The 23978-nt window shown below is 43.8% G+C and carries 24 protein-coding genes; 12 read left to right on the top strand and 12 right to left on the bottom strand.

Annotation, left to right across the window (positions count from 1 at the left end; genetic code table 11):
- Window positions 1-27: 27 nt before the first annotated feature.
- From fusA to LC653_RS02780, 4 genes are all read left to right on the top strand, one after another.
- Window positions 28-2106, top strand: a complete 2079-nt coding sequence (fusA, locus tag LC653_RS02795; protein ID WP_229492488.1) for an elongation factor G — start codon at window positions 28-30, stop codon at window positions 2104-2106.
- A 23-nt stretch (window positions 2107-2129) separates the two neighbouring features.
- Window positions 2130-3359, top strand: coding sequence for an elongation factor Tu (gene tuf, locus LC653_RS02790; RefSeq protein WP_229492487.1), 1230 nt, complete (start codon window positions 2130-2132; stop codon window positions 3357-3359).
- Between the two features lie 215 nt (window positions 3360-3574).
- Window positions 3575-3892, top strand: coding sequence for a 30S ribosomal protein S10 (rpsJ, locus tag LC653_RS02785; RefSeq protein WP_017320518.1), 318 nt, complete (start codon window positions 3575-3577; stop codon window positions 3890-3892).
- Between the two features lie 198 nt (window positions 3893-4090).
- Window positions 4091-4738 (top strand): LON peptidase substrate-binding domain-containing protein, encoded by a 648-nt coding sequence (locus LC653_RS02780; protein ID WP_229492486.1) that lies wholly within the window; start codon window positions 4091-4093, stop codon window positions 4736-4738.
- Between the two features lie 244 nt (window positions 4739-4982).
- Here the strand turns inward: LC653_RS02780 and pheA are convergent, their stop codons facing one another.
- Window positions 4983-5858, bottom strand: a complete 876-nt coding sequence (gene pheA, locus LC653_RS02775) for a prephenate dehydratase (RefSeq protein ID WP_229492485.1) — start codon at window positions 5856-5858, stop codon at window positions 4983-4985.
- 423 nt (window positions 5859-6281) lie between these two features.
- Here pheA and LC653_RS02770 point away from each other — a divergent pair, with 423 nt between their 5' ends.
- On the top strand, window positions 6282-6869 hold the full coding sequence (locus tag LC653_RS02770) for a DUF1997 domain-containing protein (RefSeq protein WP_229492484.1): 588 nt from the start codon (window positions 6282-6284) through the stop codon (window positions 6867-6869).
- A gap of 148 nt (window positions 6870-7017) precedes the next feature.
- Here the strand turns inward: LC653_RS02770 and LC653_RS02765 are convergent, their stop codons facing one another.
- The 4 genes from LC653_RS02765 to LC653_RS02750 form a co-directional block, all read right to left on the bottom strand.
- The gene (locus LC653_RS02765) at window positions 7018-7674 is read right to left on the bottom strand and encodes a ribonuclease HII (protein ID WP_229492483.1); all 657 of its coding nucleotides are present in this window, start codon (window positions 7672-7674) and stop codon (window positions 7018-7020) included.
- A gap of 8 nt (window positions 7675-7682) precedes the next feature.
- Window positions 7683-9830, bottom strand: coding sequence for a ribonuclease E (rne, locus tag LC653_RS02760; RefSeq protein WP_229492482.1), 2148 nt, complete (start codon window positions 9828-9830; stop codon window positions 7683-7685).
- Between the two features lie 852 nt (window positions 9831-10682).
- A complete protein-coding gene (locus LC653_RS02755) occupies window positions 10683-13394 on the bottom strand; it encodes a TIGR03960 family B12-binding radical SAM protein (RefSeq protein ID WP_229492481.1) in 2712 nt (903 codons plus the stop codon).
- Between the two features lie 148 nt (window positions 13395-13542).
- Window positions 13543-13872, bottom strand: a complete 330-nt coding sequence (locus tag LC653_RS02750) for an STAS domain-containing protein (protein WP_229492480.1) — start codon at window positions 13870-13872, stop codon at window positions 13543-13545.
- Window positions 13873-14331: 459 nt separating this feature from the next.
- On the opposite strand from LC653_RS02750, the gene LC653_RS02745 reads away from it, so the two are divergent.
- The gene (locus tag LC653_RS02745; protein ID WP_229492479.1) at window positions 14332-14532 is read left to right on the top strand and encodes a hypothetical protein; all 201 of its coding nucleotides are present in this window, start codon (window positions 14332-14334) and stop codon (window positions 14530-14532) included.
- Window positions 14533-14755: 223 nt separating this feature from the next.
- Here the strand turns inward: LC653_RS02745 and LC653_RS02740 are convergent, their stop codons facing one another.
- Window positions 14756-15100, bottom strand: a complete 345-nt coding sequence (locus LC653_RS02740) for a hypothetical protein (RefSeq protein WP_229492576.1) — start codon at window positions 15098-15100, stop codon at window positions 14756-14758.
- Window positions 15101-15401: 301 nt separating this feature from the next.
- On the opposite strand from LC653_RS02740, the gene clpS reads away from it, so the two are divergent.
- The 3 genes from clpS to LC653_RS02725 all read left to right on the top strand — a co-directional run bounded on the left by clpS (window position 15402) and on the right by LC653_RS02725 (window position 17235).
- Entirely contained in the window at window positions 15402-15683 is a 282-nt protein-coding gene (clpS, locus tag LC653_RS02735) for an ATP-dependent Clp protease adapter ClpS (protein ID WP_100899825.1), read from the top strand.
- 256 nt (window positions 15684-15939) lie between these two features.
- Window positions 15940-16770: a CPBP family intramembrane glutamic endopeptidase gene (locus LC653_RS02730; protein WP_229492478.1), complete on the top strand. Its 831-nt coding sequence runs from the start codon at window positions 15940-15942 to the stop codon at window positions 16768-16770.
- Between the two features lie 219 nt (window positions 16771-16989).
- Window positions 16990-17235 carry a hypothetical protein gene (locus LC653_RS02725; protein ID WP_229492477.1) on the top strand — a complete coding sequence of 82 codons (246 nt, stop codon included), beginning with the start codon at window positions 16990-16992 and terminating at the stop codon, window positions 17233-17235.
- Here the strand turns inward: LC653_RS02725 and LC653_RS02720 are convergent.
- The 3 genes from LC653_RS02720 to LC653_RS02710 form a co-directional block, all read right to left on the bottom strand.
- Window positions 17210-17443 (bottom strand): hypothetical protein, encoded by a 234-nt coding sequence (locus LC653_RS02720; RefSeq protein WP_229492476.1) that lies wholly within the window; start codon window positions 17441-17443, stop codon window positions 17210-17212. The two genes, LC653_RS02725 and LC653_RS02720, sit on opposite strands and share 26 nt — an antisense overlap.
- 124 nt (window positions 17444-17567) lie before the next feature.
- Window positions 17568-17810, bottom strand: coding sequence for a hypothetical protein (locus LC653_RS02715; protein ID WP_229492475.1), 243 nt, complete (start codon window positions 17808-17810; stop codon window positions 17568-17570).
- Complete coding sequence (locus LC653_RS02710; RefSeq protein ID WP_229492474.1) at window positions 17807-18007, bottom strand: hypothetical protein; 201 nt, start codon at window positions 18005-18007, stop codon at window positions 17807-17809. The genes LC653_RS02715 and LC653_RS02710 overlap by 4 nt, the downstream gene beginning before the upstream one ends.
- A gap of 165 nt (window positions 18008-18172) precedes the next feature.
- On the opposite strand from LC653_RS02710, the gene LC653_RS02705 reads away from it, so the two are divergent.
- Complete coding sequence (locus LC653_RS02705) at window positions 18173-18412, top strand: antitoxin (protein ID WP_229492473.1); 240 nt, start codon at window positions 18173-18175, stop codon at window positions 18410-18412.
- Between the two features lie 9 nt (window positions 18413-18421).
- Entirely contained in the window at window positions 18422-18730 is a 309-nt protein-coding gene (locus LC653_RS02700; RefSeq protein WP_229492472.1) for a PIN domain-containing protein, read from the top strand.
- 289 nt (window positions 18731-19019) lie between these two features.
- Here the strand turns inward: LC653_RS02700 and LC653_RS02690 are convergent, their stop codons facing one another.
- The 3 genes from LC653_RS02690 to LC653_RS02680 form a co-directional block, all read right to left on the bottom strand.
- Complete coding sequence (locus LC653_RS02690) at window positions 19020-19658, bottom strand: pentapeptide repeat-containing protein (RefSeq protein ID WP_229492471.1); 639 nt, start codon at window positions 19656-19658, stop codon at window positions 19020-19022.
- Complete coding sequence (locus tag LC653_RS02685) at window positions 19655-21043, bottom strand: DICT sensory domain-containing protein (RefSeq protein ID WP_229492470.1); 1389 nt, start codon at window positions 21041-21043, stop codon at window positions 19655-19657. Before LC653_RS02685 ends, LC653_RS02690 begins: the two co-directional genes overlap by 4 nt.
- 97 nt (window positions 21044-21140) lie before the next feature.
- Window positions 21141-22730 carry a photosystem II high light acclimation radical SAM protein gene (locus LC653_RS02680; RefSeq protein WP_229492469.1) on the bottom strand — a complete coding sequence of 530 codons (1590 nt, stop codon included), beginning with the start codon at window positions 22728-22730 and terminating at the stop codon, window positions 21141-21143.
- Window positions 22731-23314: 584 nt separating this feature from the next.
- Between LC653_RS02680 and LC653_RS02675 the strand changes: the two genes are divergently transcribed.
- Window positions 23315-23710, top strand: a complete 396-nt coding sequence (locus LC653_RS02675; protein ID WP_229492468.1) for a DUF1830 domain-containing protein — start codon at window positions 23315-23317, stop codon at window positions 23708-23710.
- The last annotated feature ends 268 nt before the right edge of the window (window positions 23711-23978 follow it).

The following is a 23978-nucleotide window of genomic DNA, read 5'->3' as shown; positions in this document are numbered from 1 at the left end:
ATGAGGCAAAAACTATAGGAGGTAGCTGTGGCACGCACGATCCCGCTAGAGAAAGTACGCAACATTGGTATTGCGGCGCATATAGATGCGGGCAAAACAACAACAACAGAGAGAATATTATTTTACTCTGGAATAATTCATAAAATTGGCGAAGTTCATGAAGGAACTGCCGTCACAGACTGGATGGAGCAGGAGCGGGAGCGGGGAATTACCATTACTGCTGCTGCTATCAGTACCAGTTGGAAAGATCATCAAATTAACATTATCGATACTCCGGGTCACGTAGACTTCACAATTGAAGTTGAGCGCTCGATGCGCGTGTTGGATGGTGTAATCGCAGTATTTTGTTCTGTGGGCGGCGTGCAACCGCAGTCTGAGACAGTGTGGCGGCAAGCAGAACGCTACAAAGTTCCTCGGATAGCCTTTATCAACAAGATGGATCGCACCGGAGCGAACTTTTATAAAGTTCACGAGCAAATCCGCGATCGCCTGCGGGCGAATGCGATCGCCATTCAACTACCAATTGGTAGCGAAAACGACTTCCAAGGGATCGTTGACCTAGTAAGGCAACGTGCGTATATTTACGCAAATGACCAAGGAACCGATATCCAGGAAACCGATATCCCGGAAGCATTGCAAGCGCAGGTAGACGAATTCCGCACCAAGCTAATAGAAGCCGCAGCAGAAACCGATGATGCTCTGATGACTAAGTACTTCGAGGGCGAAGAACTTACAGAGCAGGAAATTCGGACTGCCCTGCGTAAAGGCACAATTGCGGGGACGATTGTACCAGTACTTTGTGGTTCAGCATTCAAAAACAAAGGCGTGCAGTTAATGCTGGATGCCGTTGTAGATTACCTGCCAGCGCCAAGTGAAGTACCACCAATTCAAGGCTTACTGCCCAATGGCGATACTGTTGAGCGGCAAGCTGATGACAACGAACCCCTAGCGGCTCTGGCATTCAAGATTATGGCTGACCCTTACGGTCGCCTAACATTTGTTCGCGTTTATTCTGGTGTCCTGAAAAAGGGTAGCTACGTTCTCAACGCTAGTAAGAATAAAAAAGAACGGATTTCCCGCTTAGTTCTAATGAAGGCAGATGATCGGCAAGATGTCGATGAACTGCGAGCGGGTGATTTGGGAGCAGCTCTGGGATTGAAAGACACCTTGACAGGTGACACGCTCTGTGATGATGGATCGCCAGTAATTCTGGAATCCCTATTCATTCCTGAGCCTGTGATCTCGGTGGCGGTTGAACCCAAAACCAAGAACGATATGGACAAGCTGTCCAAGGCTCTGCAATCTCTCTCAGAAGAAGACCCCACCTTCCGTGTCCGCGTCGATCCGGAAACAAACCAGACCGTGATCGCGGGAATGGGAGAACTACACCTAGAAATTCTAGTAGACCGGATGTTACGAGAATTCAAGGTGGAAGCGAATGTAGGTGCGCCACAAGTAGCTTACCGAGAAACAATTCGGAAAGCTGTGAACAAAGTTGAGGGCAAATTCATCCGCCAAAGTGGTGGTAAAGGTCAATACGGTCACGTTGTGATTAATTTGGAGCCTGGAGAACCCGGTACTGGCTTTGAATTCGTTTCCAAAATTGCTGGCGGTACAGTACCTAAAGAGTACGTTGGCCCCGCAGAACAAGGAATGAAAGAAAGCTGCGAATCCGGTGTTCTAGCTGGATATCCGTTGATTGACGTTAAAGCAACGCTAATTGATGGGTCATACCACGATGTAGACTCTTCAGAAATGGCTTTCAAAATCGCTGGCTCAATGGCGATGAAAGAGGCTGTGCTGAAAGCTTCACCTGTCATCTTAGAGCCTATGATGAAAGTTGAAGTTGAAGTTCCTGAAGACTATATGGGGAACGTCATTGGCGACCTCAACACCCGCCGAGGGCAGATTGAAAGCCAAAGCACCGAAAAGGGACTCGCTAAGGTAACATCCAAAGTTCCACTGGCGAGCATGTTTGGCTACGCCACTGATATCCGGTCAAAAACGCAAGGTCGGGGTACCTTCACGATGGAGTTCAGCCACTACGAAGAGGTGCCTCGCAGCGTAGCTGAAACTATCATTGCAAAAAGCAAAGGGAACGCTTAGTTAAAATAAGGAAATGAGCATTCATGGCACGCGCAAAGTTTGAAAGGAATAAACCCCACATTAATATCGGTACAGTTGGCCACGTTGACCACGGTAAAACTACCTTGACAGCAGCCATCACTATGACCTTGGCAGCTATGGGTCAGGCTGTAGCTAAGGGCTACGACCAAATTGATAATGCCCCAGAAGAAAAGGCACGGGGTATTACCATCAATACCGCTCACGTAGAGTATGAAACTGCAAGTCGGCACTATGCTCACGTAGACTGTCCAGGACACGCTGACTATGTGAAGAACATGATCACCGGTGCTGCCCAGATGGACGGAGGTATCCTCGTAGTTGCTGCTACCGATGGCCCTATGCCCCAAACCCGCGAACACATCCTGTTGGCAAAACAGGTAGGCGTTCCCAGTCTGGTTGTCTTCTTGAACAAAGAAGATTTGATGGATGACCCAGAACTCTTGGAACTGGTAGAACTAGAACTGAGAGAACTGTTAAGCAGCTACGATTTCCCTGGCGATGATATCCCCATCGTCAAAGGCTCTGGTCTGCAAGCTCTGGAAGCAATGACCAAGAATCCCAAGACCCAACGCGGTGAAAATCCTTGGGTAGACAAAATCTACGAATTGATGGATGCTGTAGATTCTTACATCCCCACTCCTGAGCGGGATGTTGATAAACCCTTCCTGATGGCTGTAGAAGACGTGTTCTCAATTACAGGTCGTGGTACTGTCGCCACCGGTCGGATTGAGCGGGGTGTAGTCAAAGTTGGCGATAACGTTGAACTAGTGGGTATCAGAGATACTCGCGCCACTACCGTAACTGGTATTGAGATGTTCAAGAAGAGTCTCGACCAAGGTATGGCTGGGGATAACGCTGGCGTACTACTCCGGGGTATCCAGAAGGCTGATATTGAACGGGGTATGGTCATCGCCAAACCTGGTTCGATTAAACCTCACAATGAATTTGAAGGTGAGGTTTATGTCCTAACAGAAAAAGAAGGTGGTCGTAAGACTCCATTTTTCGCTGGCTACCGTCCCCAGTTCTACGTGCGGACAACTGATGTAACTGGTACCATCAAAGCCTACACCTCCGATGAAGGCAAAGAAGTAGAAATGGTAATGCCAGGCGATCGCATCAAGATGACAGTAGAATTGATCAACGCGATCGCTATTGAACAAGGAATGCGCTTCGCTATCCGCGAAGGTGGCCGCACCATCGGTGCTGGTGTCGTCTCCAAAATTATCAAGTAGCACCTTTTCGCCCATAACAAAGGAGCAGAGATGGTCTTTATTGTGCCTCTCTGCTCCTTTCTCTTCCTTTTTAATTAAAGGGAGTAGGGAATAGGAAGAAGCCAAACAATTTTGTCTCCCTTAACGCCCACTCCCCATTTTTGTACAGACGCGATTAATCGCGTCTCTCCTTTATCCCCCATTCCCCTAATTACGCAGAACCTGGAAAATTAAAGATGGCAACTCTACAGCAGCAGAAAATTAGAATTCGGTTACAAGCTTTTGACCGACGCTTATTAGACACATCTTGCGAGAAGATTGTAGACACAGCTAACCGCACCAATGCTACAGCCGTAGGCCCAATTCCTTTACCAACAAAACGCCGGATCTATTGTGTGCTGCGATCGCCTCACGTAGATAAAGATTCACGGGAACACTTTGAAACCCGTACTCATCGCCGGATTATTGATATTTACCAGCCCTCTTCTAAGACTATTGATGCCCTGATGAAATTGGATCTACCATCGGGTGTAGATATCGAAGTCAAACTTTAATTTAGTCATGAGTCATTGGTCATTAGTACTCAGACAAACGACAAAAGACAAATGACATTAGTATGAATTTTTACATTGCCCTGAAGAAATATATCTCAGGGCTTTTATTTAGCTAGGAAACAAATGATAGAATGTAGATAAAGTACGGGAAAAGCACAGAAAAATTATTTTTAAGATTAAGTTTATACCAAAGTAACAATGACATCATCTTCTAAAATTGCAGTTCGTGAACTACCTCTGTTCCCGTTACCTGAACTAGTTCTGTTTCCTACCAGACCATTGCCTCTGCACATCTTTGAATTTCGCTACCGAATCATGATGAACACGATTTTGGAGAGCGATCGCAGGTTCGGTGTTTTGATGGTCGATCCTGTTAAAGGTACAATTGCAAACACTGGTTGCTGTGCAGAAATCGTTCATCACCAACGGCTGCCAGATGATCGGATCAAGATGTTGACTTTAGGGCAGCAAAGATTTCGGGTATTAGAGTATGTTCGTGAAAAGCCATATATAGTTGGCTTAGTTGAGTGGATTGAAGACCAACCACCGGCTAAAGATTTGCGACCTTTATCAACTGAGGTAGAACAACTACTGCGAGATGTTGTGCGTCTATCAGCCAAATTAACCGAACAAAATATCGAACTGCCAGAAGATTTGCCTGACCTACCAACAGAGTTATCTTATTGGGTAGCGAGTAATCTTCATGGTGTCGCCGCAGAGCAGCAGTTATTGCTAGAAATGCAAGATACTGCAACTCGTCTAGAGCGGGAAGCAGAAATTTTAACCTCTACTCGAAATCACTTGGCAGCTCGCGCTGTTCTCAAAGACACATTTAATGAAAAGTGAGGAGTTAGGAGTAGAGACGCGATTAATCGCGTCTGTACAGGAGTATTGAGTAGAGACGCGATTAATCGCGTCTGTACAGGAGTGAGGAGTTAGGAATAAATAACAAAAAATAAAAGATTGGCAACTTATAATTTATATTCCCTACCTGATAACTAATAACTGATAATTCTTAACTCCTAACTCCTAACTAATAACTCCTGTACAGACGCGATTAATCGCGTCTCTACTCCTGACTCCTAACTTTTTAAGTAACAGCGCTGATCGGCAAAACATTGTAAGCGCCAAGAATTTTTAAAATTTCTGTGTGCATAGTTAATTCTGCTAAAGCAGATTGCATTTGTGCTTCCTTGGTATCCGCTTCTAAATCCATGAAAAACAAGTATTCGCCTAGCGATCGCTTCGTCGGACGAGATTCAATCCGGCTGAGGTTAATTCCTCGTTGAGCAAATATTTGCAAAGGATTGAGTAATGCTCCAGGTGTGTTGGAAGGCATACTAAAAGCCAGCGATGTATGACTGGCGCTTGTTGTTGATGCCTGATATCCAGCTTCCGCTTCATCCTGACTTACTACCCAAAAACGAGTAAAGTTTTCTGGATAGTCGTTGATACCACTAGCAAGGATCGGCAGGTTGTAGAGTTGAGCTGCTCTACTAGAAGCGATCGCTGCTGTTGTTGTCTCTTGCTCCAATCGCTGTAATGCTTCGGTTGTAGAATTGCTGGGAATAATCTGTACAGTCGGGAGAAACCGCTCTAACCATCCCTGACATTGTGCCAAAGCTTGCGGGTGAGAGTAAACAGTTTTAATTTTATCTAAGCTAGACGCGCAGGAAATTAACATATGGGCAATGGGTAATACCAAAGCCAACTGAATTCGCAAACTGTCTAACTGCCATAGTGTATCCAGTGTTGTGGTAACACTCCCTTCAATAGAATTTTCCACTGGCACAACAGCCAAGTGAGCTTGACCATCAGCAACGGCGTGCAGTGACTGGGAAATGGTGGGATAGGGAGATAACCTAGCTTCAACTCCTGTACTTTTAGTTAGCCAGTTGACATAAAAAACAGCTGCTTGTTCTGCATAAGTGCCGGGAGGCCCTAAATGTGCGATCAATAAAGTCATACCTTTAGCCTTGAGTTGCGAGTTTAATACGTAAACAGAGATTATGATATTTTGGTTTTGGCAAATGTATCCAACATCTACTCTTACAAAACACTCTTATCTCTCAAATTTAGGGACTAAACAAATAGACCGAAATATGTATCCAGGAAAAGTTTTGTTGCTAAATTCCTCTGAAAATTTAAGGACAATTATATTCGTTTCTCACCTAATTACAATGCATATTATAGATTTTATGTCAAGAATGAAATTTTAATTTATATTTATTGAACTAAAGATAGTAATAAGCGTACCAACTTTCTGCTAATAATGTATAGCTGATAAGCAACAATCATTTTTATGGTCAATAAATTTTCAACTTTTCAATAATCAGATTTAATTTATTAAAAAATATTAAAATTAAGAAACAGATATTTTTATCCGCTCATGGCTACCCGGTTTACTGCCTCCCAATCGGTTGAAATCGCTGTTCCAGAGCAGCCTATTCCCATTCAGCACTACTTGCGCCAGCCTCAACGTCTAGTTAAGGCTTTGGCTGACAACAGTAGAATTGAGCAGCTTTCTGAGGAAGTATTTCGCTTGAAAATGCGTCCGTTAACTTTTATGTCATTGAGTATTCAACCTACTGTAGACATGAGAGTTTGGGCAGAATCAAATGGAATAATTTATTTGCGATCGCTAGGCTGTGAAATCCTGGGCTTCGAGTATATTAACCAGCGTTTTGCTCTCAATTTAAAAGGACATTTGTCTCCCAAAGAGTTAAGCACTGGCACTCGCCTACAAGGAAGGGCTGATTTAGAAGTGCTGGTGGATTTGCCACCGCCATTTTCCTTCACTCCTAAGCCGATTTTAGAAACTACTGGCAATGCTTTGCTCAAAAGCGTACTGTTATCGGTCAAGCAACGGTTATTAAATCAACTTTTGGCGGATTATCGCTACTGGGTGATATCACAAACCAAAGATAGAGGACTTAGCGGTAACAGTACTGAATTGCCAATCCTGAATGCTGAGTAATTATTTAACTAATTCGTAATTCGTAGTTCGTAATTCGTAATTTTCGGGTTGAATTTCCCTTTCTTGGGGATGCGGAAGCTACCTTTATAGTTGGCTAAGTTTTCATCGGGGGTCTAAATCCGCTTATGTAACTGTTTCTAATTACGAATTACGAATTACGAATTATTTTGATTTGGCAAGGACGAAAAGACTGACGATGTAGGGGCGAGGGCCCGTATTGTTGCAGAGCCAGCAAATGCTGCTGGCTACCATAACCCTTGTTACACTCCAGGCTGTACATAGGGTATTTTAATGCTAAACGCAGTACCAGTTCGTCACGCCAAACCTTGGCAACAATACTAGCAGAGGCAATAGCGAGCGATCGCTCGTCGCCCTTAATTATTGTTTGTTGCGGCAGTAGCAAGTCTTTGATTAACTGATTACCATCAACCAGGCAGAGTGCAGGCTGTACCTTTAACTTCAGCACAGCCCGCTTCATTGCTAATAACGTCGCTTGCAAAATATTTATCTTGTCAATTTCGGCAGTAGAAGCAAACCCAATTTTCCAGTCTATAGCCAGCCCACAAATCTGCTGCGCTAGCTGAGTTCTACGAGAACTAGATAACTTTTTACTATCTTTGATTTTAGCTGCCATCAGTATTGGCAAGGCATGATCTGGTAGGATCACTGCTGCCGCCACCACAGGGCCAAATAGAGCGCCTCGCCCTACTTCATCCACACCTGCAACCAACCCTGGAATCCCTGACAAGGTAGAAAACTCCAGCCAATTGGATTGTTCCAAGGGCGTTGGCGACGTTTCTACCATAAAGCAAATTAATTATCCTCGATCGCTGAGGAACGACGGCGGCGGCGACGGCTGGCAGTGGCGGCGCTGTTCGCATCACTTTCATCTTCGTTGGCGGAAGCTTTCGCAGACAAGCTACCCGTTGGGCTAGCAGTCAACTCAGATGGTTCAGTTGTCTCTTCTATCAAAGGTTTTGGTTCTGGCTCAATAACTTTTGGTATTGGTATCTTGCTTGGGATTATTTCAGGTGTTGCTTTTTGGACAATAGTTGATTCTGAAGTTGATTCAGTTGGAGTCCTTGGCTGTTGACCAGGCTGAATCACGTTAATAATCACAGACTTGGTATTTTTAACCTCTTGCTCTAACTTCACCAAGGGAGATATTCCCATCAAGGCAAAGATATCCTGTTCCTGGAGGCTCATTTCTACAGTTCTAATCTCCGGTGGTTCTACCACTGGTTTGACTGGCTCTGCCTTGATAATTTTAGCGCGTTCTACAGTCCGATCTATAGTGCGATCTACTACAGTGCGCTCTACTCTTTCACTCCAACCTGGTTTACCAAGGGTGGGTGAGGGAATCTCTGGTGCAACTCCTAGTTCTGGTTCAACATCAAGGTCTAAGTCTGGCTCGTTAACAAAAGCCAGTGGATTGGCTACAACCCTAGCTTCATCTTTCCCGTTTAACCCATTGATAGCAATTCGACTGCGGCGAGTCCGGGTACGACGCTTATTATCATTAAGGTCTTGATAACTAGGATGATTGATCAGATTTAGATTAGCCGATTCTAGGTCGCCGTCAAATGCTTCTGAAAATCCATCATAGGTTTCTCGTGGTTCTGGGATGCGGGCAGATGGCTGACGTGGTTCTCGGTGAGGCAGGGATATAAAACGCTCACGTTCACGCTCTGGTGTTTCTGCTGGTATTGGTAATCGGTTTTCGATTTCTCCAGGCAGACGCACAGTATGTCCTAAACCGCCACAGGTGGGACAAGTTTCACCAAACAATTCGTAAATGTTTTGACCTTGGCGTTTGCGGGTCAGTTCTACTAAACCCAGTTCGGTAAGTTGGGCAATCTGCGGACGAGCTTTGTCTGCTTTGAGTGCTTTATTAAAGTGTTCAAGAACTTGCAGTTGATCGCGTCGTGATTCCATATCAATAAAATCAACAACGATCACCCCGGCGATATTCCGCAGACGCAACTGGCGAGCAATTTCTGTTGCAGCTTCGCAGTTTGTCCACAAAACTGTTTCTCTAGCTGTTGCCGATCGCGTGAAGGAACCTGAGTTAACATCAATTACGGTTAATGCCTCTGTCGGCTCAATGATGATGTAGCCTCCAGAAGGTAAGTCTACTCTCGGTTTTAGGGCTTCTCTAATGGCGGCAGTGATGCGGAAGTACTCTAAAATTGGAGAGCGATCGCGATGATGATCAATCAACAATCCCTGCGGTGTTTGACCTCCGCTCCAGTTCTGCAAGTACTGCTTCACGCGCTTCAAACCAGTACTGGAATCTACGACAATCCGATTTACATCCGCGCCGTACATATCCCGCAATACGCGCTGAATGAAGTCATCGTCCCGGTTGAGTAGTGCTGGGGCACGGGTGGAATGCGCTTCCTGCTGGATGGCTTCCCATTGCTTTTGCAGCAATTCCAAATCTTCCATAATCGCTTCTTCGGGTTTGCCTTCTGCTTCTGTACGCACAAGCAAACCCATTCCCGCCGGTTTGACTAAAATCGCCAGTGCCCGCAAGCGGTTGCGCTCACTTTCACTTTTAATCCGTCGGGATAAATTTACGCCTCTACCATAAGGCATCAGTACTACGTAGCGTCCGGGTAAAGTTATATTACCCGTAAGCCGGGGCCCTTTTGTCCCCGTTGGCTCTTTCATTACTTGCACCAAAACTTTCTGCTGTGGTGCTAATAGTTCTGTAATTGCTGCTGCGGTACGCTTTAGCTTCAGTGGCCCTAAGTCGGTGACGTGAATAAAACCGTTGCGCTCTGGGTCGCCAATATTGACAAAAGCCGCATCTATCCCAGGCAATACGTTTTCTACTACTCCTAAGTAGATATCACCTATTTGGTGATGACCCGTAGCAACAACTAGTTCCTGTATTTGATCTTCAGAAAAGACAGCAGCAATTTGGTGCTGCTCCGCGATGATAATTTGTTTTGGCATTCAATTTCCTCAAAATTGGCAGCACCAATAGGTCTGGAGGTTTGTTATACCTTTGTTGCCCCTGCAACCCTCAAAAGGCGCTACTGATAATAAAAATCGCAAACCTGAGCTTCTAAATTAAATAGCTATTGGCGCTCTTAAGAGCATTTTTACGGCGGATTATTCCAGAACGGCTGCATGTTTAAGCAATTAAATCAACCACGGATGGTTGATTTGTGATGCAATACCCTCAATAAAGAGAGTTCTGAGTTAAAAGTTCTGAATCCTGAGTGAGTTTTTAACTCAGGAAGCTTCATTTGAGAGTAACCTACTGATGTCGTTAAGAAAAAGAAACTATTTCTATTTTCCATTCCCCGGATTTATCCTTAGGGTTATACTCAGCAACGCCAGCTGCTACCCTACTTTAAGCCGCGCTTTGCGCGTCTCGTCAACGTCTGCAAATTCGGCCTAACCGACGGCAGTTGTTTAACCTACGACAACGCCAAAGGCGAACAACTCTAGAAAAGTAGCTCACTAGCTCTTTGGCACTACTGTGGATTAAAGATTCAGCAGTTGTTTAAAAAGCATGGATTTAGAGAAGCTAACCGAGCCTGCTGTTAGTTACTGATTCACAAGGTAGCTATAGAGAGAGTGTGTGTTCTTTAATCTGCCTCAGTTTGTCTGGGATAAAATCCTAGAAGTTGCACTCTAATATCTTTGCTTTCGCCCCCTGAACACCAGGGTAGTGAACCAGCTAATTCAATGCAGCGCCAGAAAATTTCTCTTCACCCCATTCTAACGCAACCTTGCTAAAAATCAATTCCAACGATATAGCCATGTTACGACAACTACTAGCAAGCTGCCCTACAGGGATTATACCCCTAAAATTAGCCGATTGCGGTGGATGTGCAGGAGTTGGAATTCTCGACTAGCCACCATCCCTAGCATAAACAGGATTTGTTCAGGACGCAATAGAAAACCATCTTGGCGATAGCTACCTACATAACGGATAACAGATATAGATTCTGCAATACTTTTGTAGTTTTCTACTAATTCCAGTTCAAACAAGCGATCGCGCAGATTTATTAACTGGCTCTTGCCTGACTTTGTTGTATGCTCGTACCACAGTTCGTCTTTTGCTTTGATGGTATCAATCCATTCTTGCCATTGTATAGGTGTTACTTCTTCAAGTGCTGCTACGGTAATTAAATATTCTGCGGTTTCTAGCAGTTGAGTCGCTGCCGGAGTTTTTAAATCTATCTGCTCCACATTATATATAGGTATGTCTGTGGGCATTTCCCGAACCAACTGTTCTCGAAAAGCATTGACTGACACTGGTACAGTTAACTCAAAATCCGCAATTTCACCACTACTAGTAGCTCCTAGAGCCAAAGCAGTTGCTACAGAAATTCGCGGCATTGGATGAAATCCACCAGTGAAAGCGATTGGTAAGCCTGCTCGCCGCACAACTCGGTCAAACAGACGGATTAAATCTAGGTGGCTTACCAAAGCCATATTACCCTGTTTCCCAAACCAAACTCGCAGTCTTTGTACCTTAGTTGTGTTGGGGACAAACTCGCCAGCGAACTTCGGAATAGCTGGTGATTCAATCACAATGTTATGGCCAAAGTCGGTTCCACATACGCCACAGTGAGAACAACCTTCAAAAGAGCAATCGGGTACAATTGCAGCTTCTAAGGCGCGTTGCAAGTCTTCTTTGAGCCACTTTTTGTCAATCCCGGTATCAATATGATCCCAAGGGAGGGGAGTATCGAGGGAGTGAGGAGAGACGCGATTAATCGCGTCTGTACTAGGGTGAGACGCGATTAATCGCGTCTGTGGGGTATTTACCGCATCTTTAGATATCGTCTGATCTTGTGCGTGAAACAAATTCCATTCGCCATTTTCTACTTGGCGGTATTTCCAGTCTAGATCGGCTTGAGCGATCGCAGACCCCCAAGCGCTAAAAGCCTGATCTAAATTTTCATACCAGGAATCCATACCTGCACCCAATTCCCAGGCACGGCGGACTACTTTGCTCAAATTGCGATCACCTCGTCCTACAAAATCCTCCATTGCCGAAATGCGAACATCGGTAAAATTTACCTTCACTCCCTTTACCCGCCGGAATTCTTGCCGTAGCAGGTTTTGTTTGCGCTTAAATTCAGTGGTAGAAACTGAGTGCCATTGGAATGGCGTATGGGGCTTCGGCGTAAAGTTAGAAATCGTCAGATTAAAGTTTAGGGGTTTTCTGCCCTTGCCCCGACATTCTCGCTGTAGCCAGCTTACTGTTTCGGCAATGCCCAAAACATCAGCATCTGTCTCACCCGGCAAGCCAATCATAAAATACAACTTGATTTTATCCCAGCCTTGCTCCCAAGCGGTTTTCACTCCCCGCAACAATTCTTCATTCGTCAAACCCTTATTCACGATGTCTCGCATCCGCTGAGTTCCAGCTTCTGGAGCAAAAGTCAGTCCACCTTGCCGCGTACCTCCAAGGATATTGGCAATATTTTCATCAAATCTGTCTACCCGTTGGCTTGGTAGAGTCAGAGAAATATTTTCATTTTTTAAACGATTTTTGATTTCCATCCCCACTGCTGGTAGGGACAAATAATCAGAACAACTCAGAGATAATAGGGAAAACTCATTGTAACCAGTTGCCCGCATCCCTTGTTCAATTGCATCTACAACCTTATCGGGTTCTACATCCCGTGCTGGTCGAGTTAGCATTCCTGGTTGACAGAAGCGACAGCCACGAGTGCAACCACGCCTAATCTCAATGGTCAAGCGGTCATGCACCGTTTCCACGTAGGGAACTAACCCAATGGAATACGCGGGTATGGGAGTTGCCACCCGTCGCAAAATTCGTTTTGGTACGTCTAGGCGACGAGGATGAACTGAGCCATTCTCTGCCATGTCGTAAAACTGAGGGACATATACACCTGGTATCTGTGCCAAATCCAGTAACAAATGTTCCCGACTCAATCCTGCTTGTTTGCCTTCTTCCAACACCAAACCAATTTCTGGCAACAGTTCTTCTCCATCTCCAAGGGCGATAAAGTCGAAGAAGTCGGCATAAGGCTCAGGATTAGATGTTGCTGTTTGCCCACCAGCAAAAATCAATGGAAACTGGGACTGGAGATTCGTCAATTCTCCCCCTGCAACGCCAGCTTTTTGCCGTTCTCGCCACGTCTTGGGAATTCCAGCCAAATCCAACATTTCTAAGATATTAGTTGCACCCAGTTCGTAACTGAGGCTAAAACCTAAAATGTCGAATTCTGTGAGCGATCGCTTTGACTCTACAGCAAACAATGGCGTATTAGTTTCGCGTAGTTTGGCTGCCAGGTCTTTTCCTGGGAGGTAGGCGCGATCGCACAATTGACGCGGTTGGGCATTCAGGATGTTATAGAGAATGATGTGCCCTAAATTGGATGCACCGACTTCATATACTTCTGGATAAGTTAATACCCAGCGTATTTCTGCCGTATCCCAAGCTTTGTGTACTGCTAAACGCTCATTACCCAGGTAACGTCCTGGTTTTAAAATATCCGATGTTATTAATTTTTCAACTGCAACAGCCACTGTGCTATCTTCTAGCTACCTTAATTACAGCTACTCAAACCCAACCTTAGCATTGAATTAGGTCTTCTAACATAGTTTATCGTTCCAATTTATAACTCCTTTACATAAAGTCCACTTCCTACCAGAACCTTTGGGCTTTTACATAAAGTTATGTTGCAGCCAACTCAACTTCACCATCCAATATTTCAAACACCCTATCGAGTTGCGTTAGTTCAAAAATAATTCTAATTGACGGAGCAACAGCGCAAAGTTGGAAACCCCTTTCTAAACTAAGAGCCAGCTTGTGTATAGATAACAATGCCATCAACCCCGCGCTGTCTAACGATTCTACTGCTGCGAGGTCTACTACCAAGATAGAAATACCATTTTGTGCTAACGCTGTGGTCATATCTCGTTCAAATTCCAAGGCGTTTGTAGCATTCAAAAAGCCTTGGGGGCGAATAACTGCAATCTTCGGATAGTTAAGCACTGCCTGCATAGTTACATCCTATTGAGAATTATTAAAGCGTCAAGCTAAGAATTATTTGAACATAAACTCTATTTTGTTGCATCGACCATATGTCTTAGTTCTCTTTGCTGAATCTTTATTGCTTTAGTATCTCTGTTTAAAGATTGTCATAATTTCGGGTAAAAATGTGCTTATATATACTTTTTTTTTATGCTAGTTCAAAAACAATCAACTATAGACAGCCGTAGAAACGACAAATCATCAGTAAGTATGCTGAGAAAACTTGCTTAGTCTATAACTAAAGCTAATTTAGCCAAGTCTTAACGGTAAGTTAAATTCCTCACTTTAGCGTTGCTGATCGCATACGACATCCTGATAGCGAATTACTTCTTTAACTAATTAAAATGTGATCTATGTGACTATTAGATCACTATTTGTGCTTAGAGAAATCGGGAATAATTAGTATCATATAAATTTAGGTTATTACTTATGAGAACCAAGTACGCTATTCGTAAATTAGTAGAAAAGGCTCTTGACATTAAAAAATTAACTCCTGAGATAGAAAATGAAATCAACTCAGAATTGACGGAACGGGGTTACATTTCTGACGTTGACTACGAAGCTCTGGAATTATTAATGGCAGAGATGGATGCTGGTAGAATTCAGTTGGTTCCTAACTTGGGATATTAGAATAATTCGTAATTCGTAATTCGTAATTCGTAATTCGTAATTCATAATTCGTAATTTAGTTTTGTAACGAAATTTTATAAAAAGCTACAAAACTTGCTGATAATCTTAGCTTTCTTGACTTAGAACCGCCAGAATTAGTTAATGTTAATTGCTTTTGGCCATAAGGGAGCAGGAAAAGCAGGGGGAGAATAATAATTTCTAACTCCTGACTAATGACTAATGACTATTGGTATGCTTGCCAAAGTTGGTGAATAAACTGATTGAGTTGCTGCTTGGCGGCTGAGTCAGGTTCAGTTTTTGGTTCTTTTACTAAAACTTGGCTCAAGAAGGTAATTACTTCTGTGTCTAATGCTGGGCGAAATAAATTGGCAGGCCAAAGCAAGTCAGACGCATCTCGCAAATCGGTAATTAGCGGCGATTCTTGAATGAAAGTAACCATTAATAAAGGACGCACCCAGCACAACTGGCGGGAAACTACAAATTGAATGACTTCTGCATACAGATTCCTGTCGGCATGCTCTAAAGACACAATTTGTCCTGGTTGAAGAAAATCTAGGCTAATGTCCATCATTATGCAGTTTGGGCGGGGGCAAGGATTATTTTGTAACTTCCTTAATTTTAAAAGTGAGAATGCGCTACTTTTAAAGGAAGCTTCTGTAACATTAGGGTAGCACTCTCACGGCAACGATGTCTTAAGAGATATGCCTCACAAGTGGCTACGCCAAACTAATACGACCAATCCTTGGCAGCAAAGGGTTTTCCTAGCATAGTATCTGAACAGAAATACTATAGAATAGGTAAATAACTGTTAAGCGATCGCTGGACAGAAACTTTGTTGTAGTGAATTAACGAGAAAAGAGCAAAGAGCCGTGTCAGTTGAAACTATTGAAAAGCCCTCCACAACCCGTAAGCTCGCGCCTCGGTATCGCGTCTTGCTCCATAACGACGACTACAACTCGATGGAGCATGTTGTACAGTCATTAATAGCCACTGTACCTAGCCTTACCCAACCCCAAGCTGTGAGCATCATGATGGAAGCCCATACTAACGGGCTAGCTTTAGTTATTACTTGCGCTCTGGAACACGCTGAGTTCTATTGCGAAACATTGAAAAGTCACGGTTTAAGTAGCACGATTGAACCTGATGAATAGTCAAATAATTCGTAATTCGTAATTCGTAATTCGTAATTCGTAATTCGTAATTCGTAATTCGTAATGAAAAAGGGTACAGAGCCGACACTGGATTTTTAATTCAGTGAACAGTAAGACAGTGGGAAGTTCAGAGCTAACACTGATTGTAATTACGAATTACGTTAGCGCAGCTCTCTTCGAGTCAGACGCTCCTATGTCGCTAACGCTTTGCTATCGAGCGTCATTATCAATTACGAATTATTTTGACCTATTTAGTATGAAAAAAAATCTTGTCCGTCTAGCCGAACGCCCTGCCCCTATCAGGCTGGGTGCTTTTATTTTGACTTTATTGCTGCTATGGTTGCCCTTCGCTGCACCAATATACTTACTAGTGCATGATTCAAACTTAGAAAGTATATTGACATTGGTATTGTTATATGGAGTATTTATTTTTCTCCTGAGACTATGGGGTAAATATGTCTATCAGCAGCCCCAAATTCTGCAGCATTATGGCTTAGAATTCACGCGGCAAAACGGTGTGGATTTCCTGCGTGGCTTGGCTATGGGGATAATTAACATTTTGATACTTTTTGGGGTACAAGGTTTGTTAGGTTGGTTGGTGTGGCAACAACCGAAAGTTGTCTTGCTAAGAGTGATTATAGAGGGTTTACTTGTTGGCTTAGGTATTGGATTTGCGGAAGAATTACTATTTCGAGGTTGGTTGCTAGATGAATTACAGCGGAATTACAGTCCGCGTGTGGCACTGTGGACAGATGCAACTGCCTTTGCTACATTGCACTTTATTAAACCATTGGAGGCAATTATTCATACACTGCCGCAATTTCCAGCTTTAGTACTGCTGGGGTTAACGCAGGTATGGGGAAAGCGTTGGCGGAGGGGACGCTTGGGTTTTCCAATTGGTTTGCATGGTGGTTTAGTATGGGGCTACTACATTATTAATGTGGGTAAATTAGTAAAATATTCTGGTCAAGTTCCTGATTGGGTAACTGGTATGAATAATAATCCCCTGCAAGGAGTGATGGGGGTGTTGTTAATGAGTGTACTAGCTTTGTGGATACGAGGAAGGACTGAGCGATCGCCTCTCTGATAAGATCAGCACTGGCTTACATAGACACTTACCATTTGTGGAACCCACTCCAAGAGCAATACTTAGTAAAAAATGCCCTAGAAGCTCTAAATTTACTTGTTTGGAGATTATATGATGAAGACACAGGGTATTGGCACATTCAAACTCCTAGCACTGTTTTACCCTTGGCAACGATATTACAAAACGGCGAAGTAGTGACCTTCGGATAGGAATAAAACGATGACGCAATCTAACACCATTAAACAGCAGCAAGCGCAAAGAATATTAGAATTATTTGCGATCGCACGTCAGCGATATTTAGATGCAGGAGGAAATCATCGACGTACCCCAAGGGGACTCAAGGGAGATGATTATATGACAGATGAGGAAAGGCAAGAAGCGTTGGTATTAGGAAGGCAAATTTTCTCACAAGAATATATTGATAATACAGCACGCAGCATCAAATATCCTCCCGTGGAAAGCTAGCCCATTCTTCACTACGGGCTAGATCAATTTCCTCTGTGGAAGGTGCGTTTCCTAAATCAGCACATAGTCCCCATAAGGATTGGCGGGGAAGGGTAGAGACTTTATCTATTAACTCGCGTTCTATATCAGGAGCAATTTGCTGGATCAAACGTACTTTGTCCACAGTTGAAAGCTGCTTTGCTAGTTTGATAATTTCTTGTAAACTCACAAATTTTCACCTGCTTCATCTGCAAAAATTTTAACAATAGCTAAGAATACTGGAAAACGGCGAAGCAGTGACCTTCGGATTGGAATAAAAACGATCGCCATAATTCACCTTGCGCGATCGCACCCTACGCCACATTTTTGACTGAAATAATTCCTTCACCACACCACTGAATCAGTAGCCATCTGTCAGAATCTTTATCCAGTGCTGGCTTGAGACGGAAATTAAAAACCTCTTGCCATACCTCTACTCCATACTGGGATACAAAATTTGCCTCCAGTTCTTTGAACTGTTCCCATTGCCGATTTGCGATCGCGGTCAACATGGGAATAATTGCAGTAATTGAGACTTGTGCGGCGACGGGTGTCATTCTGGGTAGTCCTCAAAAATACAAATAATCGGCATAGGTGGTTTTTTGGTATTGATGATTTTAACCAAGCGTTTACCCTTGCTTCTGGCAAGCGCAAAACAAGCTAACTCTGTTTCTGCTGCCGACCAATCCCTTGAATCTGTTACCGGGTCAAACTCTTTTTCATCTGAGTTGTTTGATTGGCTTTCGTCGCTCATACTTTGATTCGTTAATACGGACTGCGACTAGGTACAGTTCAGCTCACAAATTTTCACCTGCTTAAACTGCAAGCACTAACAGATAGTAAAATCTTAAGTAATTGACATGATATTGTAAAGCAACACACTGCGGCGAAATAATTATAATTTTAAGGAGATTGCTTGATGCCAAACTCATGCCATGTTTACCTCTTACGGGATGGGCAACATCAAGTCCTAACCATTCCTGATGAATTTGCTCTATCTAGCACAGAAGTTTTGTTACGCAAAGAAGGTAATCGATTAATTATCGAACCCATTTCTTCCGATTCTCTACTTTCATTGCTTGCCACTTTAGAAGATATTACAGAAAATTTTCCTAACATAGATGAAGGGTTACTGTCACTCGATGAAATTGTGCTTTAATCCTGCCCAATGACCAATCAATACCTGCTAGACACCAACATCATTTCAGATTTGGTAAGGCATCCTCAAGGTTTGGTGTTTCAGCGACTCGCAGCCGTAGAGGAAAACTGCATTTGTACCAACATTATTGTGGTGTGCGAACTGCGATTTGGTGCAGCTAAAAGCGGCTCTCTCCGTCTTCTTCAGCAACTAGAAAGCATTCTTGAAGTGTTACCTATTTTGTCGCTATCGCCTGTAGATCAGCACTATGGGGTAATTCGTACACACCTAGAGCAAACAAGAAGACCCATCGGCCCCAATGATATCATGTCCGCTTGATTACTTATTAAACCCGAAGAACCCCACCCCTTAATCCCCTCCCCGCTTGCGGGGAGGGGATTAAGGGGTGGGGTGCAATGACTGTGGAAATCATAACTAATTATACGGACATGATATGACTTACTGATTGCTGCCCATACCCTAGCCCTTAACCTGACGCTTGTTACAGCAAATGTCCGCGAATTTGAGCGCGTACCTGGTCTAAGTGTAGAAAATTGGCTACTTTGAGGGCATACATTGGGGTGGTCTAGTATATTATTCATCGCAGTTTGTATAAATTAACCACTATTCAAAACGCAGCCTCCACAACTGTACCCACCACACAGGCTTTATCCAAATTAACGCCGCTCAAATTTGCACCTTCTAACTCTGCACAGAGTAAATTCGCTCCCGTCAAATTTGCCCCCGCCAAATTTGCGCCCCGCAAGTCGGCTTCTTCCAGATTTGCTTCACTCAACAACGTCCCTTGCAAATCGGTGCGACTCAAGTCTGCACCTTTGAGATTTGCCCCTGTCAGGTTTGCACCGCGCAAGTCAGCACCCCGCAAGTCAACGCCTTGCAAGTTCACATTCATCAAATTGGCACCACTCAAGAAAGCACCCACTAATGACACATCACTGAGTCTGGCTCCCATCAAGTTAGTGCCACGCAAATTACTACCCCGCAAGTCAGCACCCGTTAAATCTGCTTGCATCAGGTTTGCTCCCATCAGGTTCGCCCGCAAGTCAGTTTCTTGGAGGTTTGCTCCCATCAAATTTGCCCCCTCCAAATGCCCACCTTCGAGTTTAGAACCAGCAAAATTAGTGCCGACAAGGGTAGCACCAGCAAGATTAATTCGGCTTAAATCCAGTCGGGAGAGTTCCTCGTCTTCTAAATTTGCCCCTGGAAGTTGTTTGAGTTTTCCTAATTTAATGGCTTCAATATTCATGTAAAGTAACTACCAATCTGCTCACTTATCTTGCTTTGGCTATCCCATTGGGAATCAAGTATCCAGATACCGGCGCTAACTTTGGGTGTCATCACGGGTAAGTCAAGTCCCTGTTGTAAACCCATAACTAACAAAGCTAAGGTATCTACAAGTTTAGGGTCAAAGCGGGTAGATTGTTGCTGTCTGCACTTATCTAAAGCTTGAGTAAATATCTGTTCTCGACTTTGATTTGAGGATTTTTGCTGATTGACTCGCCACTGAAAGTCTGCCAATAATGCTAAAATTCTCGACTCTAGGGGAATTTCATCTCCAGCTAAACCTGCTGGTTCCCCTGCGCCATTCCACCACTCGGTTTGGTGAGTGATAATTTGGGCAACGGCTCGCAGTCGTGGCATTGTTCGCAATACTTGCGCCCCTGGTATTAAAGGACAACTGGGTGCATCTTCTTGGTAGCGTGTCGGTATACTACCAGAATTCAGGACACTTTCTGTATTTTGTAATGGATCTATGCGATGTAACAAAGCCGCCAAGCGCAATCTCTTAATCTGCCATGCGGGAAGATCCAAAAGCTGGCCGATCGCTTCAGCAAGAACTACGACTTCCGCAGCTGCCATTGGATTGTTGACATCTGCCATATCCATCAGTTGCGCCATTCGCAAAAAGGCTTGGATTTCGTTAGAAACCAAGTTGCGATCTAGGGTTTGTTGACCAAGCGCTGTGGGGATGGATAAATTATCTTGCCCAGTCTGGAGGTAATCTACTACACGGGAAACAACTGCACCTAAATTTTGGGATCTGTCCATTGACGGTACAATTTGCTGTTTATCGGCTGTGAGCTTTTGTGCCAGTTCTGGGTTGTATTTTCTGATGTGAGCGATCGCTATTTCTGCTGTATCTTGCACTAACTCTGGCTCAAATGTCCACAAGCCATAGAATTTACGCTCTAAGTCTGATGTCGGTACTCCAATGCTGCCATAATCAGCCTCTGATAACTCTTGACAAATTACCATTGCTGTGTATTTAGGCGATAAAATAATTAAGTGCCACTCCTGAGCTACTGGATCGACTGAATCTAATGCCACTAAGTCTACATTGGATAGCTGGCTGGTAGGATGTTCAGCAAAGCCAGATTCAGCAGCAGCCATAATGGCAATTTGGCGACTGCGCTGGGCGATATCTGCATATCGTTGAGCTTCTTGTAGATACCATTTCCCCTGTTGGAAGGCTGTGATTACTAGGGGTGTACCGTCGTCGGTTAAGATATGGTCTTCAAGAGCATGGCACAGGGCAACTAAGGTATTTTTGTAGTAAACACCAAATCGAATTGGCCTGGTGGTGTGGCGATGGGCTGATTCTAGCTTTTGTAGGATTGAACCTTCTAACATGGGATTGGGTGAAAATAACCGCAGAGGGGGAGTAGGTAGGGTAGCAGGCGAGAGACAAGGAAATGAAATTTGCTCTTGTCTGATTCTGGGAATTTTATCAAACAGCTGCTAACTGTTTGTCTTTTCTTTCTATTGGTGCAGAAAGTGCTGCTTCTAAGTCGGCACAACCCAGCTTTTCTTCTAAAATTTTCATGACTTCGCGTCCGAAATCGTTAGGGTTTTGTTGCCAAGCTTGCAAGCAGACTTCTCCAAAGAATGAACCAAGAGGTTCGGGATTCCAGAGAAGCTTTTTGGCTGTCCACGGCATCAAGCTCATTGGATCATACCCTGGTTTGAGGATGCCTTCTTTGAACGCGTATTCTTCTAAATGGGTATGGGGTTGCAGCCCAATAAAGAAAATGGCAGGTTCGACTTTATCAGCACCAAAAATCCGTTCTAGTTCCCGGTGGTAGGCGATGGTTTGGCGGATGGTTTCGGGACGTTCGTCAATAACGTTAAAGGAGTAGTTGACGGAAACTAAATCGTTGAAACCAGCTGCTTTTAAATCGCGGCAGTTTTGCAAAACGGTTCGCAGGTTGTACCCCATCCGCATTTTCCGCACGAGTTCTTGAGAACCACTGGTAATCCCGATTTCAAAATAGTTCATCCCGGTTTTCGCCATCAACTCGCACAACTCTGGTGTCAAATTGTCGGCTCTGATATATGCTGCCCAGTGGATATCTGTCATACCAGAATCGACGATTTTTTGCAAGAGTTCTATGGCATCGTCGATAAATTTTCTAGCTGGGATGAATTGGGCATCGGTAAACCAGAAGTTGCGAATGCCGCGATTATATAATTGGCGCATCTCAGCAACTACTTCATCTGCTGGGTTAATGCGGACTTGTTTCCCTTCGACGACAGTATAGACGCAATAGCAGCAGTTGTGAGGACAACCACGTTTAGTTTGTACACCTATATAAAAATCTTGCTCTTGCAGGTAATAGTTAAATTCCGGCCAAATGCTTTCGATATAGTCGTAGTTACAAGCTGTTTTTTCTAGTGGAGTGGGTTGTTCGTGAATCAGCCGTTTCCGTGGTTGAGTTTCTCTTGCAACGTAACAGCGTTCATCTCGAAAATCTCTGCCACTTAAAAGTTTTTCCAGCAGGGTTTCCCCTTCACCCACAGAAATAATTGTCCCTTGAGGTAAGCTTTTACCTAACTGTTCGTAAAAGACACTAACTGCACCACCACCTACAACTACACGGGCATTAGAATTATATTTTTGGGCACGCTTTAAACCGCGTTTGATTAAGCCCTGATTTTGCCACAACTCTACATAGTAAGCGATGAAGATTCGCAAACCGCCCAATCCGCCGCGTAGTTTCAATAGAGGATTTTTGGCGTAGTAAAATTCAAAAGCGTTTTGCAGTGGGTTACCACCACGCCCGCCAACTGGGGCATAGATTTGAATATCCCGCCAAGAAAATACTAGCAGTGTCGGTTTAAATTCATCGATACAGCGATCCAGAGCAGAACTGTAGTCTAAAGGTGGTACTGTTCCCAAATCAAAAATGCGCTGTTCAATATTAGGGAACTGTTTGTGGACGTGATCGCTCAGGTAGACAACCCCAATGGGAAAGATAGGGTTACAAGGAAGGCGAACGTAAAGAATTCGATTTTCCATCATGGGTGTTTTGACTTCCATCTTGCCAATCTTTGGGGAAAGCGAGATAAATTCCAGTTTTAAAGCGTGTTTTTGTTTTGGTTCTTAATTTTTGACAATATTGCTTGACATGGAAGCAAATTATTGATATGTGTGAAACTTTTGTTCACAGATGTAGGAATCAATAAAATTGCTTTCCATAGCAAACGCATGGCATCAAGAGAGGCTTTATGAAGACATTTTTCATATAGCTTTACGATAACATCGAGTTCATTGATTAAGCGATGATCCCAGGATTAAAAGCTTGGGATAGATGAAACACAAAAATACATTCTGGAACTAGGCTCAAGCTAAGGGGATCTTCGCTATACCTACCCTAGAGTTATCTGCCCTAAAGAAGTTAAAGCTTTTTTGCCAGAGATTAAAAACTCAACGATGTTCTTATAGTGTAAAATTTCAGACAAAGCATAAATATTTACAAAATTTTTATAACCTGCGATATATCTTAAGGTAAAAATAATCTATAAAAGTTCAGTTGGTAGTCGGAGCTACAGCAACTGGGGATCAGGCAATGCTAGGCTTGGCTAGTGTAATGTAAAATTGTGGCGTAAAGCTCCTCAGCAGTTATGGCTCAAATATTAGATCCTCTACCACCTGAGCAATCGGGAAAAATTCTCTGCTGCTACATTAATGCCACGAGCAAAATACAGGTAGCTCGCATCTCCAATATTCCCAACTGGTACTTTGAAAGGGTTATTTTTCCTGGACAACGTTTAGTGTTTGAAGCTCCGCGAAAAGGTCAATTGGAGATTCATACAGGGATGATGGCAAGTGCAATTTTATCCGATAAAATTCCGTGCGATCGCCTGATGCTCGAAGAACCCAGCACTGATGAGTTTGATACAGACTCATCAGATGGAAAAGACCCTTTTAATATCAAACCAATGGTGCAGCAAATTAATACAAAGATCGGAGATACTACAAAACCCTTACAAATCGTTGGTTTAGCATCGGTTGATTAAAAAAAAATTTACTAAATTTAAGGGTTGCTAATTTAGCAGCCTTTTTTGTTTATTATTTATTGGGCATTGGGCACTTGTATTGAGCGACTCGTGCCGAGCGAAGCCGAGGTAAACCGAAGTATTGGGCATGGGGCATAGGGCAAAACAGTTCCTCTTTTGGGAGTAAATAAGTGAGATTCCCCACTCAGTACTGGGCACGGGCTAAACGCCCCACTACCGCTAACAGTACTGGGCACTCCTGAAGGGCATGGGGCATGGGGCATTGGTC

Origin of the sequence: Nostoc mirabile CHAB5784 (assembly GCF_020829645.1) — a bacterium.
In the GTDB taxonomy this organism is placed as follows: domain Bacteria; phylum Cyanobacteriota; class Cyanobacteriia; order Cyanobacteriales; family Nostocaceae; genus Nostoc; species Nostoc mirabile.
Note: the sequence above shows the minus strand (reverse complement) of the source record. Positions and strands in the feature narration are given on the sequence as shown.

Coding starts and splice junctions, on each gene's coding strand:
- tuf (WP_229492487.1), top strand. CDS start 2,130: ATGGCACGCGCAAAGTTTGAAAGGAATAAACCCCACATTAATATCGGT.
- rpsJ (WP_017320518.1), top strand. CDS start 3,575: ATGGCAACTCTACAGCAGCAGAAAATTAGAATTCGGTTACAAGCTTTT.
- LC653_RS02780 (WP_229492486.1), top strand. CDS start 4,091: ATGACATCATCTTCTAAAATTGCAGTTCGTGAACTACCTCTGTTCCCG.
- pheA (WP_229492485.1), bottom strand. CDS start 5,858: ATGACTTTATTGATCGCACATTTAGGGCCTCCCGGCACTTATGCAGAA.
- LC653_RS02770 (WP_229492484.1), top strand. CDS start 6,282: ATGGCTACCCGGTTTACTGCCTCCCAATCGGTTGAAATCGCTGTTCCA.
- LC653_RS02765 (WP_229492483.1), bottom strand. CDS start 7,674: ATGGTAGAAACGTCGCCAACGCCCTTGGAACAATCCAATTGGCTGGAG.
- rne (WP_229492482.1), bottom strand. CDS start 9,830: ATGCCAAAACAAATTATCATCGCGGAGCAGCACCAAATTGCTGCTGTC.
- LC653_RS02750 (WP_229492480.1), bottom strand. CDS start 13,872: ATGCAGGCAGTGCTTAACTATCCGAAGATTGCAGTTATTCGCCCCCAA.
- LC653_RS02745 (WP_229492479.1), top strand. CDS start 14,332: ATGAGAACCAAGTACGCTATTCGTAAATTAGTAGAAAAGGCTCTTGAC.
- LC653_RS02740 (WP_229492576.1), bottom strand. CDS start 15,100: ATGGACATTAGCCTAGATTTTCTTCAACCAGGACAAATTGTGTCTTTA.
- LC653_RS02730 (WP_229492478.1), top strand. CDS start 15,940: ATGAAAAAAAATCTTGTCCGTCTAGCCGAACGCCCTGCCCCTATCAGG.
- LC653_RS02725 (WP_229492477.1), top strand. CDS start 16,990: ATGACGCAATCTAACACCATTAAACAGCAGCAAGCGCAAAGAATATTA.
- LC653_RS02715 (WP_229492475.1), bottom strand. CDS start 17,810: ATGACACCCGTCGCCGCACAAGTCTCAATTACTGCAATTATTCCCATG.
- LC653_RS02710 (WP_229492474.1), bottom strand. CDS start 18,007: ATGAGCGACGAAAGCCAATCAAACAACTCAGATGAAAAAGAGTTTGAC.
- LC653_RS02705 (WP_229492473.1), top strand. CDS start 18,173: ATGCCAAACTCATGCCATGTTTACCTCTTACGGGATGGGCAACATCAA.
- LC653_RS02700 (WP_229492472.1), top strand. CDS start 18,422: ATGACCAATCAATACCTGCTAGACACCAACATCATTTCAGATTTGGTA.
- LC653_RS02690 (WP_229492471.1), bottom strand. CDS start 19,658: ATGAATATTGAAGCCATTAAATTAGGAAAACTCAAACAACTTCCAGGG.
- LC653_RS02685 (WP_229492470.1), bottom strand. CDS start 21,043: ATGTTAGAAGGTTCAATCCTACAAAAGCTAGAATCAGCCCATCGCCAC.
- LC653_RS02680 (WP_229492469.1), bottom strand. CDS start 22,730: ATGGAAGTCAAAACACCCATGATGGAAAATCGAATTCTTTACGTTCGC.
- LC653_RS02675 (WP_229492468.1), top strand. CDS start 23,315: ATGGCTCAAATATTAGATCCTCTACCACCTGAGCAATCGGGAAAAATT.